This is a genomic window from Leptolyngbya sp. Cla-17 (genome assembly GCF_016807185.1).
In the GTDB taxonomy this organism is placed as follows: Bacteria; Cyanobacteriota; Cyanobacteriia; order Leptolyngbyales; family Leptolyngbyaceae; genus ULC077BIN1.
On the sequence record NZ_JAEVYN010000007.1, the window covers coordinates 120,098 to 135,159 of the forward strand.

General features: G+C 46.0%; 12 protein-coding genes and 1 pseudogene. 7 read left to right on the top strand and 6 right to left on the bottom strand.

Going from position 1 to position 15,062, the window contains the following annotated elements:
• Position 1 precedes the first annotated feature (1 nt).
• Both JOY44_RS29725 and JOY44_RS29730 read right to left on the bottom strand, forming a co-directional pair.
• Complete coding sequence (locus tag JOY44_RS29725) at positions 2-1,621, bottom strand: methyl-accepting chemotaxis protein (protein WP_171576987.1); 1,620 nt, start codon at positions 1,619-1,621, stop codon at positions 2-4.
• A 127-nt stretch (positions 1,622-1,748) separates the two neighbouring features.
• A complete protein-coding gene (locus JOY44_RS29730) occupies positions 1,749-3,371 on the bottom strand; it encodes a methyl-accepting chemotaxis protein (RefSeq protein WP_171576988.1) in 1,623 nt (540 codons plus the stop codon).
• 829 nt (positions 3,372-4,200) lie between these two features.
• Between JOY44_RS29730 and JOY44_RS33180 the strand changes: the two genes are divergently transcribed.
• The 5 genes and pseudogenes from JOY44_RS33180 (at position 4,201) to JOY44_RS29760 (ending at position 8,071) form a co-directional block, all read left to right on the top strand.
• Positions 4,201-4,404 (top strand): Tn3 family transposase, encoded by a 204-nt coding sequence (locus JOY44_RS33180; RefSeq protein ID WP_171576989.1) that lies wholly within the window; start codon positions 4,201-4,203, stop codon positions 4,402-4,404.
• Between the two features lie 131 nt (positions 4,405-4,535).
• Positions 4,536-5,632: pseudogene (locus JOY44_RS31965) on the top strand (ISAs1 family transposase).
• Positions 5,633-5,696: 64 nt separating this feature from the next.
• The gene (locus JOY44_RS29750; protein ID WP_171576992.1) at positions 5,697-6,089 is read left to right on the top strand and encodes a hypothetical protein; all 393 of its coding nucleotides are present in this window, start codon (positions 5,697-5,699) and stop codon (positions 6,087-6,089) included.
• A 320-nt stretch (positions 6,090-6,409) separates the two neighbouring features.
• The gene (locus JOY44_RS29755; protein ID WP_171576993.1) at positions 6,410-7,309 is read left to right on the top strand and encodes a hypothetical protein; all 900 of its coding nucleotides are present in this window, start codon (positions 6,410-6,412) and stop codon (positions 7,307-7,309) included.
• Between the two features lie 18 nt (positions 7,310-7,327).
• Positions 7,328-8,071, top strand: a complete 744-nt coding sequence (locus tag JOY44_RS29760; RefSeq protein ID WP_171576994.1) for a rhomboid family intramembrane serine protease — start codon at positions 7,328-7,330, stop codon at positions 8,069-8,071.
• 626 nt (positions 8,072-8,697) lie between these two features.
• Here the strand turns inward: JOY44_RS29760 and JOY44_RS29765 are convergent.
• Complete coding sequence (locus tag JOY44_RS29765) at positions 8,698-9,759, bottom strand: IS110 family transposase (protein ID WP_171576995.1); 1,062 nt, start codon at positions 9,757-9,759, stop codon at positions 8,698-8,700.
• Positions 9,760-9,906: 147 nt separating this feature from the next.
• Here JOY44_RS29765 and JOY44_RS29770 point away from each other — a divergent pair, with 147 nt between their 5' ends.
• A complete protein-coding gene (locus JOY44_RS29770; protein WP_171571858.1) occupies positions 9,907-10,971 on the top strand; it encodes an IS4 family transposase in 1,065 nt (354 codons plus the stop codon).
• Positions 10,972-11,039: 68 nt separating this feature from the next.
• Here JOY44_RS29770 and JOY44_RS29775 read toward each other — a convergent pair whose 3' ends face one another.
• A complete protein-coding gene (locus tag JOY44_RS29775) occupies positions 11,040-12,617 on the bottom strand; it encodes an SAM-dependent methyltransferase (RefSeq protein ID WP_203032230.1) in 1,578 nt (525 codons plus the stop codon).
• 53 nt (positions 12,618-12,670) lie between these two features.
• On the bottom strand, positions 12,671-13,324 hold the full coding sequence (locus tag JOY44_RS29780; protein WP_171576997.1) for a hypothetical protein: 654 nt from the start codon (positions 13,322-13,324) through the stop codon (positions 12,671-12,673).
• 508 nt (positions 13,325-13,832) lie between these two features.
• On the opposite strand from JOY44_RS29780, the gene JOY44_RS33185 reads away from it, so the two are divergent.
• A complete protein-coding gene (locus tag JOY44_RS33185) occupies positions 13,833-13,907 on the top strand; it encodes a hypothetical protein (RefSeq protein ID WP_415881152.1) in 75 nt (24 codons plus the stop codon).
• Between the two features lie 70 nt (positions 13,908-13,977).
• Here the strand turns inward: JOY44_RS33185 and JOY44_RS29790 are convergent.
• The coding region (locus JOY44_RS29790; protein ID WP_171576998.1) for a hypothetical protein at positions 13,978-15,062 on the bottom strand (1,085 nt) is incomplete at its 5' end.

A 15,062-nucleotide genomic window follows, 5' to 3' on the forward strand; every position in this document is an offset into this window, starting at 1 on the left:
TTTATCCATCGACTTTAAAATTAGAAATTTCTCGACGCAAGTTTTGGGAAACTTTACTGAGTTGTTCAATCACTCCGTTCGTTTCTTGCAGGGAATTCTGCGTCTGCCTAGATGCCTCACTCAACTGCATCATCACCTCACTAATCTGCCGCGCCCCCTGCGACTGCATCTCCATGCCCTCATTCACCTGGGCAAACTGGGGGGTCAATGCCTGCACCTGCTCAATCACCTCTGCTACCTGACTGCTGATACTGCCTACATTCTCTACGCCTCTGTCCATCTCACGGGTAAACTTATCCATCTCCATCACCCCGGTGGACACGGCTGACTGCATCTCCTTCACCATTTGCTCGATGTCTAGCGTTGCCACAGCGGTTTGGTCTGCCAGGCGGCGAATCTCTCTAGCCACCACAGCAAATCCCAACCCATACTCTCCTGCTTTCTCAGCTTCGATCGCGGCATTGAGGGATAGCAGATTGGTTTGGTCGGCTACTTTGGTAATGGTTGTAACGACAGTGTTGATGTTATTTGCCTTCTCGCTCATGGTGCCTAGTTTGGCGGAGATGGATGTGGTGGATGTTGCCAGTTGGCGCATGGTGGTTTCCATCTGCCTTAAACCTTGTTGTCCGTTATCGGCGGCAGTGGTGGTCGATTGAGCTGTAGCAACGATGGCTTCCATGGTTTTGGCGAGTTCGCTGGCAGTGGCAGCGATTTCTTTGGCGGTGACGGAGACTTGAGTGGTGGAGGCGACTTGTTCCGTCATGGTGGCTTCGAGTTGTTTGCCCGAAGCAGCGATTTGCGTGCTGGAGGTGGTGACTTGAATCCCTGATTGTTGCACCTGCCGCACTAACCCATTCAAGTTTTGGGTCATCTTCTGAAATGCCTTCAATAATTGTCCGATTTCGTCTTGACTATTGAACTCGTTTTCGATGCGCTGACTTAAATCACCTTCAGACATCTTGTCTGCAACGTCTACCACTCTAGTGATTCTGGAGCCTAACGATCTAGAAATGAGATAGGCAGCGATAATGGCAATCAGCAATGAGATGACTGCACCTAAAACTGAAATTGTGCTCAACAACTCAATGCTAGCTTTCGTTAGCCCAATGCTTTTTCCCATGATGGTTTGCTCCCCGGCGGCAAACGAGTCGCTCACTGCTTGAAATTGATCTCCCAACGATCGCGATGCCGCCAGATAGCTTGTAACTGCCTGTTGACGTTTCCCCTCTGCTTCTAGCTGAAAGGTTTGCTTCAATAGTGCATTATATTGCTCTTGCATCTGGAGCATCTGTTTCAACTTTTCTTTCTGTCCGGCATCCTCAATGACATTGGCTGTGCGTTCAGCTCCTTGACGGAACTTTGTTTTATCGTTCTCTAGCCGACTGAATGCATCCCTATTTTTCTCCAAGAGATACCGACGCGTTCGCCGATCCATATTGGCAAAACTAAGAGCCATGTCATCATTACCTAAGACTGCGTTGAACGAGATGTTAACCTGCCTGAAGGTTAGGGTTGCTTTGTTCGCAACAAAGTAAACGGTTCCACTCAAAATGAAAATCAGCAGGGTGGGAACTGAGTAACCCAGCAGCGTACGATCTCGTAGCTTCAAATTTTTGAACATTTGAGTGATTTTCTCCAGCAAACTTCAGCAAAGACTGGTTTAAACATTGAGGGCTGCGATCGATGTCTGAAAAAGCAACTCTTTACCCATGGGCTAGTAACCTGACGCTCTCAAGGCAAACCGATTATCAACCAGTACTCACTTTAAACCGAGAGATTTCCTGGCGAAGCCCTTGAGCGGTTCCGGTCAATTGGGCGATCGCCGTATTCGTCTCACTCAACGACGTTGCCGTTTGCCGAGATGCCTCACCCAACTGCATCATCGCCTCACTAATCTGCTGTGCCCCCTGCGACTGCATCTCCATCCCTTCATTCACCTGGGCAAACTGGGGAGTCAATGCCTGCACCTGCTCAATCACCTCTGCTACCTGAGTGCCGATGGTGCCCACATCCTCCACGCCTCTGTCCATCTCGCGGGTGAACTTATCCATCTCCATCACCCCGGTGGACACTGCCGACTGCATCTCCTTCACCATTTGCTCAATATCTAGCGTTGCCACTGCTGTTTGGTCTGCCAAGCGGCGAATCTCTCTAGCCACCACCGCAAACCCCAACCCATATTCCCCGGCTTTTTCTGCTTCGATCGCCGCATTGAGCGATAGCAAGTTAGTTTGGTCTGCCACTTTCGTAATGGTTGTGACCACGGTGTTGATGTTATTTGCCTTCTCGCTCATGGTGCCCAGTTTGGCGGAGATGGAGGTGGTGGATGTTGCCAGTTGGCGCATGGTAGCTTCCATCTGCCTCAAGCCTTGTTGTCCGTTGTCGGCAGCAGTGGTGGTCGATTGGGCAGTAGCAACGACGGCTTCCATGGTTTTGGCGAGTTCGCTGGCGGTGGCAGCGATTTCTTTGGCAGTGACGGAGACTTGAGTGGTGGAGGCGACTTGTTCAGTCAGGGTGGCTTCGAGTTGTTTGCCCGAAGCGGCGATTTGAGTGGTGGAGGTGGTGACCTGAATCCCCGACTGCTGCACCTGCCGCACTAACCCGTTCAAGTTTTGGGTCATTGCTCCCAAAGCAGCCATTAATCTGCCAATTTCATCATTCGAGGTCACTTCAACTTGGGTGGTTAAGTCGCCTACAGAAACTTTTTCTGCCAACGTGACAACCTTGCTCAACACACGCCTGAGAATTTGGGTGATGATGACTGAAGTGCCAGCTCCAATGACAACGACTGCTAGAATACTTGTCCAAGAAACAACAGTTGTCAGATTTTGTGCCTGCGTCGATACCTGCTGCCGTTCCGCCAAAAGCTGTTCTTCAACTTTTACCATTTCAGCTAGCCGATTTCGGATGTCATCCATCAGTTGTTTGCCCTTACCCGAAAGGACAAGCGCCTTCACGTCTTTCTCCTTACCTGCTTTCCGCAGGTTAATGGTTGCTTCTAGCTCCTCCATTTTTTGTTGAGCCAGGTTCTCAACCACAGATAATCTTTCAATCTGTTTAGGGTTGTCCTTAATCTTGTCTCTAAGCTGTGAAAAATTATCCCTCAGCTTTTGGCTTGCGCTGTTAAACGGCTCTAGATAAGACTCCTGATTCACAAAAAGGAAGCCGCGCTGACCTGTCTCTGCATCCACCAAAGTTTTCTCTAGATCTTTCAGTTGAGCTTTAACCGCATAGGTATGCGTCACCCAATCTACAGAATCAATTAACGTGTTGGTCGCCGATCTAGAAATCAAACTGCTTGCTGCGGTTAAGGCAACAATGATGCCAAAGCCGATCGGCACTAGCTGACTAATTTTAATCCCTCGCTTCATTCGCTTCTCCTTTATCCTTTTCGCTTGAAAATCTAAAATATGGAACTGAATACAACGTTCTGAGTACTCGATCTAAACGTTTAAGGACAGTGCCTCCTCTGTAACCTAAAGAAGTGGAAATCATAAAAAATCATTTAACTACAGTCTGTTCAGTCTTAAACACTTTCTCTAAAGGCATTCGCCTCAGTCTATTAGCTGTATTGCAAAGTTTGATAATTGAGATTTGCATGTAGTTTTGATGACATGATATTTACATTCTCAATTAGCTTTCTAACGTTCAAGATGATGGTCTAGAGAAGAATTGGCTATATTTGGGGTAAAGGTAGCGAAGCTGCAACGAAGCGCCATCTGAAACCTGAAACATCTGCCATCTAAGAATTTTAGTTAGAAAAACTGAAAAAACAGCAACTTACCCATAAATGATGCTTAGATTACCAGAAAAGCACACGACGGAATCGGCATTTCAGGCTTTTATCCTCTTCAAACTTGCCTGTAAATAGTTCTTTTTCGGCATGTTTGAGCCAATCACGAAAAGTTTTATGAACCCCGTGTGCGTTATGCATTCTAGCCGTCGCGTGGCACTTCGTTGTAACTTCGCTATCCTTACCCCTAGATGAAGAGTGTGCAGATTAGAAGTGTCAATCAAACGACCGTTTGTTTTACGGTTGGGGTTTGTCAGGGCAAAGTAGCGTTTCAGCCCTCAACCTGTGTAAAAAAACTTGTCAATTAATCTATGTATCAAAATTGGGCAGGCGCGACGAGTTCTGATACCGTTACAGTACCTTAGAACTTCTGGCCATGCTGATCGGGTATGAGATAGTTTCGGCAGATGGACCAGCGGGCGCGTTTGAACAGAAAGTTACGGTTTCGCTTGAAAGGCTTTTTCTGCAAGGCGTTTACTAATCTCGGTCGTATCCTCAAGATCCTCTACATCTTGCGCTATCTCACTGCTCCCATTTTGAGGCAGACAGTGCAGCTACAGCTTAACAAGTCGAATATGGGGTTGAGCCGACATACGATCGAATGTCTATAACCGGATCAATGGGCTGAAAGAGAAGGGCTACCCGTTGGAGCCGGAGAAGCGGGTAGGGCTGATTCATTCTAGGGGAAGAAAATTTAAGCTAACAGAGGCAGCAATTAATTCGCGTCCCTCCCATCCGACCCATGACCTTGATAGAAGCTCTGCAAACGATTCCAGACCATCGTCGCGGTGCTGGACAGCGCTATCCCCTGTGGGTGTTTCTGCTGTTAATCATTCTGGGCACGATGAGTGGCTACCGAGGGTATCGGGGTTTATCGCGCTTCATGCTCCGCCACCAGGAGCATCTGGCAGAGCGCTTAGGCTTGCGCCGAGCGCAGTTACCGAGTTATTCCACCATTCGACGCTTGTTGATGGAGATTGACTTTAATGCAGTCGCAACCGCCTTTAACCAATGGGCGCAGAGTGCCGGATTGGTTAAAGCTGGAAACAACTGTGCAGTGGATGGCAAAAGCTTAAAGAACACGCTCACCGACACTGACACGGCACAGCAAAACTTTGTCAATGTCGTGTCAGTGTTTCAGTTAGAACAGGGACTGGTGGTGGGACAAGCCGTCTTTGAAAATCAGCATCAGAGCGAGATTAAGGCGGTCTATGAACTGCTGGAACATTTGCAGTTATCTGGGGTAACGGTGAGTTTGGACGCATTGCACACTCAAAAAAAACCGTGGAATTAATTCACAGCCAAGGAAATGATTACGTGATTAGTGTGAAAGCGAATCAGAAAACGCTTTATCAGCAATTACAAGACCTGGCTCAGAGGGATACGGTGTTCAGTATTCATCTTGATGCCGAACAGACGCGGGACCGTCAAACGACCCGAATTGCTGCGGTTTTTCCCTTGCCAGATGGTCTGAAGCACCTTTGGAGTGGTGCTCAACAAGGAGTGGAGGTGATCCGCCTGGGCAAGCGCCAGGGAGAACCGTACTATGAGCGTCGATACTACATCACCAGTTGGTCGCAGCAGGCAGATGCCTTGCAAGCCCGCATTCGGTCGCATTGGGGGATTGAGAATCCGCTGCATTGGGTCAAAGATGTCGTGCTCGGCGAAGACCAAAGCTCGATTGCAGCGAAACCTGCTGCTACCTTGATGGCGTTCATTCGCAATCTAGTAATTACCTTATTTCGTCGAGCAGGGCATCACTCGATTACGGCTGCCATCGACCGCTTCAGCAATGACTTGAATCAGTTATTGCCCATGCTGGACTTTCCCTCTGGCTAGAATGAATCAACCCTAGGAGAAGCGGGGGGCAAAGTCAATCTTCAATGCGGATCAGGTGCAGGTGATGGATGCGCTGGATAGCCATATTAAAGCGGGGAATGAGATCGCCACTTTTCCGGCTGCGGATGGTCATACGGATCTGCTGCGTGTCTCACAGGACACCTGGAAACTGTCTCACAGGACGCAGGACATTAATAGGGTTGATGAGAGTAAAATGGTGGGCGTACTGTTGGGTGCGCTGGCTTCTCTCCAGCCTACTGAACCTGATCCGCTGGCAAACCTAGAACTGTTGGAGCGAGTGGCTGAGAAGGGGTGGTTACTCTCGACTAGCCAGCTTGCGCCATTGTTGGGGCTGAAGTCGTTGCACGGGGCTGAGTTTTGCCGCTATGGGTTTGTGTTTACCAGGGGGGGCAGGAATGGGGCTGAGAGTGCGTGGCGGGTGGGAAAAGGAAATTGAATGGGTGCGATCGCTGAGCGGGTTTTCAGTAGACAGAATAGTGCGGTCGATTCACCCAAAACAGTATGCTATGCAGAATGATTCTGCCTATCTCTTCGATTGGAGTGTTATGCAGAAATCGTCTGGCTAATCATCCGTTTTGGGATGTTATACAGAAAGTTTCAGTCTATTAATAGTTAGACTGCAAAAAACTCCGCTGGTGCATATCTCTCTAGCCATCAGATATATAGCTTGATAAAGACTTTAAGGGACTTTGAGTTTAAGCGTAAAAAATATCGAATTAAGAAAAACACTAGAGACCTGCAAAGGAGATTTATTCAATGCCAATATCTATAAGCTGTCAGTGCGGAAAGTCTTACAACTTAAAAGATGAATTTGCGGGAAGAACAGTCAAATGTTCTAACTGTGGTGCAAGTCTTCAGGTTGATAGAATACAAGGTAGTAATGTTCAGGAGCGCAGACAATCATTATCTGATTCGGTATTTAACCGAGATAAGTTCCTACTCCGTCAAAAAGTTTTGACTATTTCTGAAAAATATGATGTCTGTGATGAGCAGGGAAATCCTCTTCTTTATATCGAGCGCCCTGCTCATTTTCTAAGGAACTTAGGAGCCGCGTTGGCAGGAGTAATTGCTGGAATTACGGTTGCTATCTTACTTTTTATGCTTGTTGGTGTCGCATCTGAATCACTAACAGGCGTTCTAATCTTATTTGCACTGCTTAGTTGGTTTGTGATGACATTTGCTGTCATCACTTTGCTTTACAAAAAACGAGATGTCACTATTTATCGGGACAAAAGCAAGCAAGAGCCACTGCTTAAAGTTTTACAAGATAAGAAGGTTGAAATTCTGACAGCAACCTTTACATTAAGAGATACTAACGGTGAGTTGGCAAAATTTCGTAAAAATTATCTATATGATTTCTTCCGTAAACACTGGCATTGCTACTCTCCTGATGGTTCTCTGATCTGTGTTGCAAAAGAAGACTCGATTATTTTAGCTTTGCTGCGACGATTCCTCCTGGGTACCTTCTTCGGATTACTCCGAACCAACTTCATCATTGTTCAAGGTAATAGTGACAGGGTTATTGGTGAGTTCAATCGTAAGGTTACGATTCTGGATCGCTATGTGCTAGACATGAGTGCTGACCAGCGACATTCTCTTGATCGCAGAATTGCGATCGCCTTAGGAGTGATGCTCGATACAGGTGAACGAAGGTAAATAGTAGGAATAAATCTAATGTCTTCCAAAAATGACTTACACCCAAAATCAGGCTCTAACCAGGAATATTCATCTAACGAAGAACCTCTTTCGATTACGGAAGGGATGCTAGCTGATCAGCCAGAAAATGACAGGCTCGATTTTGAGCGAGGCATGTCTTACTTTCCACCCTTAACATTAATTTTGATTACTGCAAATGTTGTAGTGTTCGTATGGCAAATGGCTACAGGTGCGCTAGATAGTGAGGCGGCAATTATTGCAGCGGGGGCATTAGAGAGAGAACATCTATTGCGAGGAGAAGTGTGGCGGTTATTTAGTCCAATGTTTTTACATGGAAGTTTAGATCATTTGTTCGGCAACTGTTTTGCCTTGTATATCTTAGGAATTACCTGTGAACACGCGCTTGGTTTTATACAATCTGGAATTGTCTATTTTTTAAGTGGCTTTTGTGGTTCTCTACTCAGCATCATGGTTCAACCGGGACCATCTGTAGGAGCATCTGGTGCAATTTTTGGGCTAATGGCGCTCGTCGTTGTATTATTTTACAGATATCAAAAATCATTTTTTATTCGAGATCGCCGGATCGGTTTTGTTATAGCGGCTTGGGGATTGTATACAATTTTTATTGGGTTTCTAACGCCTTTTATTGATAATTTTGCCCACATTGGTGGTGCTATTGGTGGAGGCATTGCAATGATATTTCAAAAGCCAACTTTATTAACTAAAATCCGCGCTCCTAATACTCAAAATAAAAGGCTTTAGTCAGATAATTAGGATGAGGAAACATTCACCAAACCTTACCTTTTTGCGCGAAGCTTGCTTGAGCCGTCTAACAATGCCCATGCACGCCGACCGCCGAGACTTGATCTGTTGTGACGCAAAGGTTATCTGCTGCGGGTGATGGGCAACGACTATGAAGCCGTGACGGTGTCAAGCGGGTTTGAGCTGTTCTGTGTTGAGAGAGTTCTGAATTTCATGCAATCAAAAGTCGTCATCTAGTCACTAGATGAGGGCACTACTGTTTATCAAAGTCTATCTGAAGAATGGGTCGGATTGGATTCTAAACGACTATCCGAGGTGTCAATGCTGTTTGCATTTCTATTTCTAGATTTACAACTTAAACATTGTCTCAATCATCTTTGCAAAAGTTGCTTGTCTTATTCGTTAGATCAACCGTATTTCATGTTAGTTCCCGTTTCAAGATCAAGCATCATAGATCCAGTTCAACACTATTTCAGACTGACTAATTGATTGACTAATTGATTGGCTAATTGATTGACAGATTATTTATCTAACTGCTCATTTGATTAATTTGTGCCAGTCTTATTCGTTAGATCAACAATGTTTCATGTTAGTTGCCTCATCCAAGATCAAGCTACCAAATTTTATCAACTGGGTGCGGTTGAGGCACCCAGTTGAGGGGTATCATCCTGCCAGGGTTGCTTCTGCCTCAACATCGCCCAGCACCGTACCAAGAGTTTTCGCGCCACGGCAATGATGGCAATTTTCTTCCGAGTTGTCTGCCCTCCACAAATCCGTTGATAGATGGACACGGCCCAGGGATTGTAACGCAGCATCGCCCAAGCCACCTCGACTAACGCACTCCGGAGAATGCGAGAGCCTCGGCGGGTAATGCGACCCAGTCGATTGGTTTGCCCTGACTGCCTCTGGTCTGGAACTAATCCAGCATAAGCAGAAACTTGCCGAGCATTTTGAAATCGGTTGGGGTCATCGAGTGCCGCTACAATCACTTCAGCCGTTCTACGCCCAACCCCTGGAATCGTTTGCAACAGTTTCACCTGCTCATCTTGCTGAGCGATTTTTTCCAGTTGCTCATCCACACTTTGGAGTTGTTGCCACAGAATATCGAGACTCTGCAATTCCAGGTCGAGTTCACCCTGCCACAGCTCATCGAGTTCACACTCAGCCAGGGGTTTACGATATTGACTCAAGGTCTCAATCCCTGTCACTGTCCAAGCCCGATGTCCACCCGGAATACTGATGCCCTGCTGGTCAAACAACGCACGAATCCTATTCTGGATTCGAGTAACCCGATTGACCAGGGTCTTACGATACTTCACCAACTGACGATATTGACGACGTTCTGCCACCGGAACGTAGACTGCTGAGATCTGGGCGAGGGCAGTCAGTTTCGCCAGCTTGAGGGCATCGTCTTTGTCAGTCTTCCGTTTGACATTTTTCCATCGCCACGCTTCAGCGCTGGGATTGGCGACTACAACCTTGTAGCCTAGGCTTTGGCAAAAGTCGTGTACCCACCCGCTAATCGAACTGGTCTCTATCACGATTTGGTCGGGTTGGTTTTGATTGAGCAGTTGCTCGAATGCCCACCGCTGGGTGGCGATCGTCTCAAATTCACTTTGATTGGTTGTGGTGTCAAATAAGCAGGCAACTGAGTTGAATTTACCCAGGTCAATCGCGAGAATCTTCATGCTATTCTCCAAAAGTAAGAGGGTGAGGGTTGGGTTGTCTTTACTCTCTCACGGCTTACATAGATTCTCTCTCAGTACGGGACAAAAAGCTTGAAAGGATGAGCAGGGTAGGGTTTCATCAGAATTACCACACTCTGGAGAAACCCTATGAGCCAATATAGCGAATTAAAGCGAGTCCTCCAAGAACAATTGAACTGGCACGGAGCGAGGATTTCATTTCTGGCATTGTTCTTGTTAGCCTTGCTGAAAGTCAAGACAGTGAACTTGAGCGAACTGTGTGTAGGCTTTGGTGGTAGGGCATTGCCCGAATCGAGCTACAAGCGATTGCAGCGATTTTTCCGAGGGTTTGCGCTCGACGAAGCTCAACTGGCTAGCGTCGTGGTGAGTTGGATGCAGATTCCGGAGGACTGGGTGTTGAGCCTGGATCGCACCACCTGGAAATTTGGCACTCAGTGGTACAACATTTTGACTTTGGGCATAGTTCATGAAGGAGTTGCCTTCCCGGTACTGTGGTGGCTGTTGGACAAGCGGGGGAATTCCAACAGTGACGAGCGGATGCGGTTAATGGAGACCTTTGCCAAACGGTTCCCCACCGCTAGAGTGAACTACTTGTGTGCCGACCGCGAGTTCATTGGGCAAGCCTGGGTGCGCTATCTTCTACTCGAACCTACCCTCGCCTTTCGCTTACGGATTCGCAGCAGTGACCAGATTGAGCATGATGGCAGGGTGCTGGCGGCGCGAGTCGTCTTTGCCCATCTGCAACCCGGTCAATCCCAACAACTCACAGGCACCTGCCGAGTCTGGGGCTACCCAGTTGCCGTTGAAGCGCTACGACTTGATGATGGGGAGTTACTCGTGGTGATTGCTCCCCTCAAGGCGCAAGATTTGGTCAAAGACTATGCCTTGCGCTGGGGAATTGAAACGCTGTTTGGTATTTTCAAAACTCGCGGGTTCTGTCTGGAATCGACGCACTTTACCGATGATAAACGGTTGAGTAAATTGTTTGCCTTGTTGACTTTAGCTTTATGTTGGGCGATGCGAACCGGGTTATGGTTGCATCAATGGCAGCCCATTAAGATTAAAAAACACGGTCGTCGCGCCAAAAGTCTGTTTCGCTTAGGGTTCGATTATTTGCGCCATTTGGTACTCAATCCATCCTTGTCCAATGAGTCCGACTTTGTGCAATCCCTACAACTTTTGTCCTGTACTTAGAGATTCTCTACATAAAATCATACAGCGTTAGCTCGAATGCCAATAATCTATGTAATTGCTTGAAAAAGCTATGTCTGATGGATACAGTAAAGGGCTGCTTCGGTTTCGCCAAGATGGTGATAACACTGGCTGAGATAATGTAATGTCTTAGGCTGTAGTCCCTGAAGTTTGAGGGATTGCTGAAAATATTTGGAGGCGGTGCGGTAGTCTTGCAAGTCGATCAGAAGTTTGCCAAGTTGGAAGGCAAGATCCTGGGCTTCGCTGATCGGGTAGTAGGTGTCCCACACATTATGAATGAGTTGAATCAGCTCCTGACATTGAGTATCGGAAGCAGATTTAGCGTGAGCTAAGAGGGTAGGCAGGCAAGCAAGGAAGATGTTAGCGTCCCAACCGCTGAGGCGAATGTAGGCGATCGCTTGTTGTAGGGTAAGGCGATCGCAGTTTGGTTCAATCGCTCTTTTGAGGCTGAAGAAATCGTCGGGGCTGTGGTTGATAATGGCATCTTGATAGGCGTGGCGGGTTTCGGCGTAGTTAGTGGGGGGATTGCCGAGGAGAAAAGCGGAGATGTTGAGGCTGGTGTGGTGATGGGGGGTGTGGAGGGCTTGACCGCCCTGATAAATCACGTATTGACCGATTGCATGGTAGTTGACCATGAGGGAGAAGCAGTTGCCGTGAAAAACCATCTGGGGTTTTTCACGGTTTTGCAAGTCTTCGAGTTTGCTGTAGCCTTTGTCGCCAGAAAGAAAAAGCAGTCGATTTTGACTGAGGTGGTGCAGGTTACGAATGCAATTCAGTCCGACAATTGGGAACAGTAGGGCAGTATCGGTGAGGTGATGTTGATAGTCAGACAGAATTTGATTGCAGGTGAGATCGGTGTAGTAATTCGAGGTGATGGGGCGATCGGTGTACGTGACGTTGATTTGGTGAATCAGATTAGGATCGTTGAGGGGGAGATTTGAATTTTGTTCTCCCCGTCGGCTGACGCTCTGGGAAGCCTGAGTCGAACCGAAGGGAATTTTGAATTTTGAATTGTCCGGCAGGGAGAGGGTGACGAGGCTGGCATGGAGTTGGTGTTGTTTGAGGGTGAAAACGTCTTGGGGGAGGCAATCGAAAAAGTAGTTAGCGAGGACGATGAGAGGGTTTTTGAGGGTGGTGTGGGTTTGGTTGGCAAAATGCAGGTTGAGGGTTTGGTCGTGTTGGGCATCAAAGTGGGCGATGTCGAGGATGCCCTGCTGGAAGTAGGGTTGCAGGAAGGGGTGTGTGCGCCAGTAGTTTAGAGTACTGTCTGAGAAGTCGGCAAGGATATACTTGACGGGGAGATGGCGGAGGGTGGAGTGGGGGAAAAAGTCCCAGAATTTTTTCAAGAAGTGGTAAGCGAAGCGACCGGAACCAGCACCGAGTTCCAGGATATAGATCGGGTGGTTAGGATCGAGCATTGGGTGCCAGTCCCGCAGGAAGCCGAAGACGACTTTGGCATAGGCATTAGCAATGAAGGGATTACTCGTGACGTAGTGAGGAACGGTGCCTTGATTCCAGGCGTTGATACCCTGTTGGGCAAAGAAATGACGCTGAAATTGCCAGAGAAGGGACTGGGAAAGGGGCTGATTCGTTTCCAAGATAGGGCAAGAGGCAGATCTTGGAGGCATAATGGTCTCCATCCAGCGTCCTCAATTCAGCAACATATTTACATATTTCATATTTACTTGGAGGTGGAGTCTGTAATACCTGTATTAATCTGATTGCGAACGCCATCAGCAACACTCTCAACACTCTGGCTGATCTGAGTTTCTAACCCACTGATAATGTTGGTTAAGTTAGCAATTTCCTTGTTCAGTTGCCGCGTGACTCTGCGAACTACGAACCAGGTGATCACAGCTGTCATCAACCCATCAATGCCGAGCATTCCCCAAGTAAGGGTTTGGATAGAGCTTTTAATAGCCGCATTCACTTCATTTTTCAAATCATCTAGTTTATTTTTCACCTGCACTGTGATGTTGTCGATTTCATCCTGGACTTGTCTAGTAACACCACTCACACTTTTATCAACTTGCTGTTCAATTGTCTTTGGAATGGCACTCAATTGTTTTTGATAGCTATCAACTTCTTTCTGATAATTATCTATTTTACTAATATACGTATTTACTTGATTCGTGTAGGGCTGAATTGTTGTTTCAATAGTGTTTTGGATCTGTGGCTTGAGAGTATTGGCAATACTTGACGCAAGATTATTACCATTAAGACTAAAATCTTTGACGACCTGCGAGTGTGCTTGTTGAATGCTAATTAGACAGAGGACAGTAACAGGAAGAATGATCGCTGCAAGTTTTAAGTTAATTTTTGATAAGATCTGCATTGTTTTCGCCTCCGAGTTCAGATAGATGGTTTTGTAAGAAACATATTTGGTGGAACTAAAAAGCGCGGTTTAATCCGCTAGAACTTGCATTAGCAAACTTAACTTAAGAACGAGTTACATGACCCACATCAAGACTCAAGACTATAGCAATCCTAAGTCAGTTATGAAACGAAACTCTGTGCAATAAGGGGCTTAAGCTCCTTGTTATTTTCATAGCTCAAAGAGGATTGCTATATATCCCTCATATGTCACTCTAATTAAAGTAAAATCCAGGCAAAACGCTGAACGTCTTTCACCGACTGCTGTCTGGTATATACGCTTCATTGTCAAATGTTTTGAAATATCGGAAATAAGCTACATATGCTAAGACTCAAGCCGTATAGAAGCTTCAGCATTTTTGACTAAATTTGCTTTTCCGAAAGTGATTCAAGAGGGATAGATAGGAAAAATCTGGATACAACACCTTGGAACTGAGGCAGGGATTGCTTGAGATTTAGAGATTGCAGGGATTCCGAGGAAGCAGATTGTGTTGGGGTTTAAGCCGCCGGAGGTGCGCCCATTGACGGGGTATGGGGTGGGTTGAGGTTCAAGCTGTTGGATAGGAGTAGTTGCAGGCAAATCGTACAGATAAACGGGTTAGCAGTTGCATAACCTTATTCTGATCGAGCAAATTTTTTGTGCGCCTCATCATAAAGTTCTTTGGCTTTTTTAATAACATCATCTAATGATTCAGCATTATTCAAATCCCACTCCAGGTCATAAATATCTTTCCCTTTATTTTTTTCCTCTTGCTCACGGTAATTATCATCGGCTTGATTACCATTGCGGGATTCTCTAGATATGTAAGATCCAAATAGGTTTTCAAAATTTCGATATTTTAGAATAGTATGTTCTATCTGTTTAAAACGAGTTTGAGTTTCTGGCATACTTAACCATTTTCCTAGTTTCAGTAATAAGAATTGATTGTCATCTTTTGCATGATCCTCTAGCGTCTTTGAGAAATCAAGATTAGAATTCATTTTTGCGAAAAAATAGCGTAGTGATATGCTATTGTCCTCAATTTTTATCTCCTCATCTTCTGGTTTTCTATTAGAGTTTTTCGGGCAATATTTTTGGCTTTTCAGCTCCTCCTTTTCAAGGTTCCAAAAGGCAATTTCGATTGACGATAAGCCTAAGTTATTCAATATATACTTATCATCATCTAAATTCTTTATCAAAGGCTCATAGTGTTGAGAAATATCACTGCCTTTTTTTTTGTTTTCATTACCGACTAGTACTATGTCAACGGTCATACCTTTATCAGTAGGAATAAAGCTTTCCATACAAGCAACAAGTTTAAGAAACAGAATACAACTATGGTGACTATATCCGACGTACAAACGATGATTCTCTGAATACGCCTCTACGGATTCTTCTCCTAGTAATTCTCTCGAAAGCCACTTTGCCTTAATATTTCTCAGTTTATGCAACCTTTCCGTCTTACCCAGCTGCGATGCAGCTATGAAAGCTTGATTGATATGAATTCCAAGTTCACCAACTCCAAATCCCATAGTATATTCAAAAGATTTTCCCCTCTCAAACCCTGTTGAGCCATTGCTATAGCCATATTCAGAGAGGAATATAGTTTTGGCATTTTTCCAGGAACCTTTAGTGCAGCTTTCTTTTATAATCTTTTCAAAGGCACCGTTAAGTCTCGCGGCAACGTGAACTACCATGACATTGGAGCTTTTATCATCTG

Bases quoted from the DNA above. Each gene is read 5' to 3' on its own strand.
- JOY44_RS29725 (WP_171576987.1), bottom strand. From the start codon at position 1,621: ATGTTCAAAAATTTGAAGCTACGAGATCGTACGCTGCTGGGTTACTCA.
- JOY44_RS29730 (WP_171576988.1), bottom strand. From the start codon at position 3,371: ATGAAGCGAGGGATTAAAATTAGTCAGCTAGTGCCGATCGGCTTTGGC.
- JOY44_RS33180 (WP_171576989.1), top strand. From the start codon at position 4,201: ATGGACCAGCGGGCGCGTTTGAACAGAAAGTTACGGTTTCGCTTGAAA.
- JOY44_RS29750 (WP_171576992.1), top strand. From the start codon at position 5,697: ATGGATGCGCTGGATAGCCATATTAAAGCGGGGAATGAGATCGCCACT.
- JOY44_RS29755 (WP_171576993.1), top strand. From the start codon at position 6,410: ATGCCAATATCTATAAGCTGTCAGTGCGGAAAGTCTTACAACTTAAAA.
- JOY44_RS29760 (WP_171576994.1), top strand. From the start codon at position 7,328: ATGTCTTCCAAAAATGACTTACACCCAAAATCAGGCTCTAACCAGGAA.
- JOY44_RS29765 (WP_171576995.1), bottom strand. From the start codon at position 9,759: ATGAAGATTCTCGCGATTGACCTGGGTAAATTCAACTCAGTTGCCTGC.
- JOY44_RS29770 (WP_171571858.1), top strand. From the start codon at position 9,907: ATGAGCCAATATAGCGAATTAAAGCGAGTCCTCCAAGAACAATTGAAC.
- JOY44_RS29775 (WP_203032230.1), bottom strand. From the start codon at position 12,617: ATGCCTCCAAGATCTGCCTCTTGCCCTATCTTGGAAACGAATCAGCCC.
- JOY44_RS29780 (WP_171576997.1), bottom strand. From the start codon at position 13,324: ATGCAGATCTTATCAAAAATTAACTTAAAACTTGCAGCGATCATTCTT.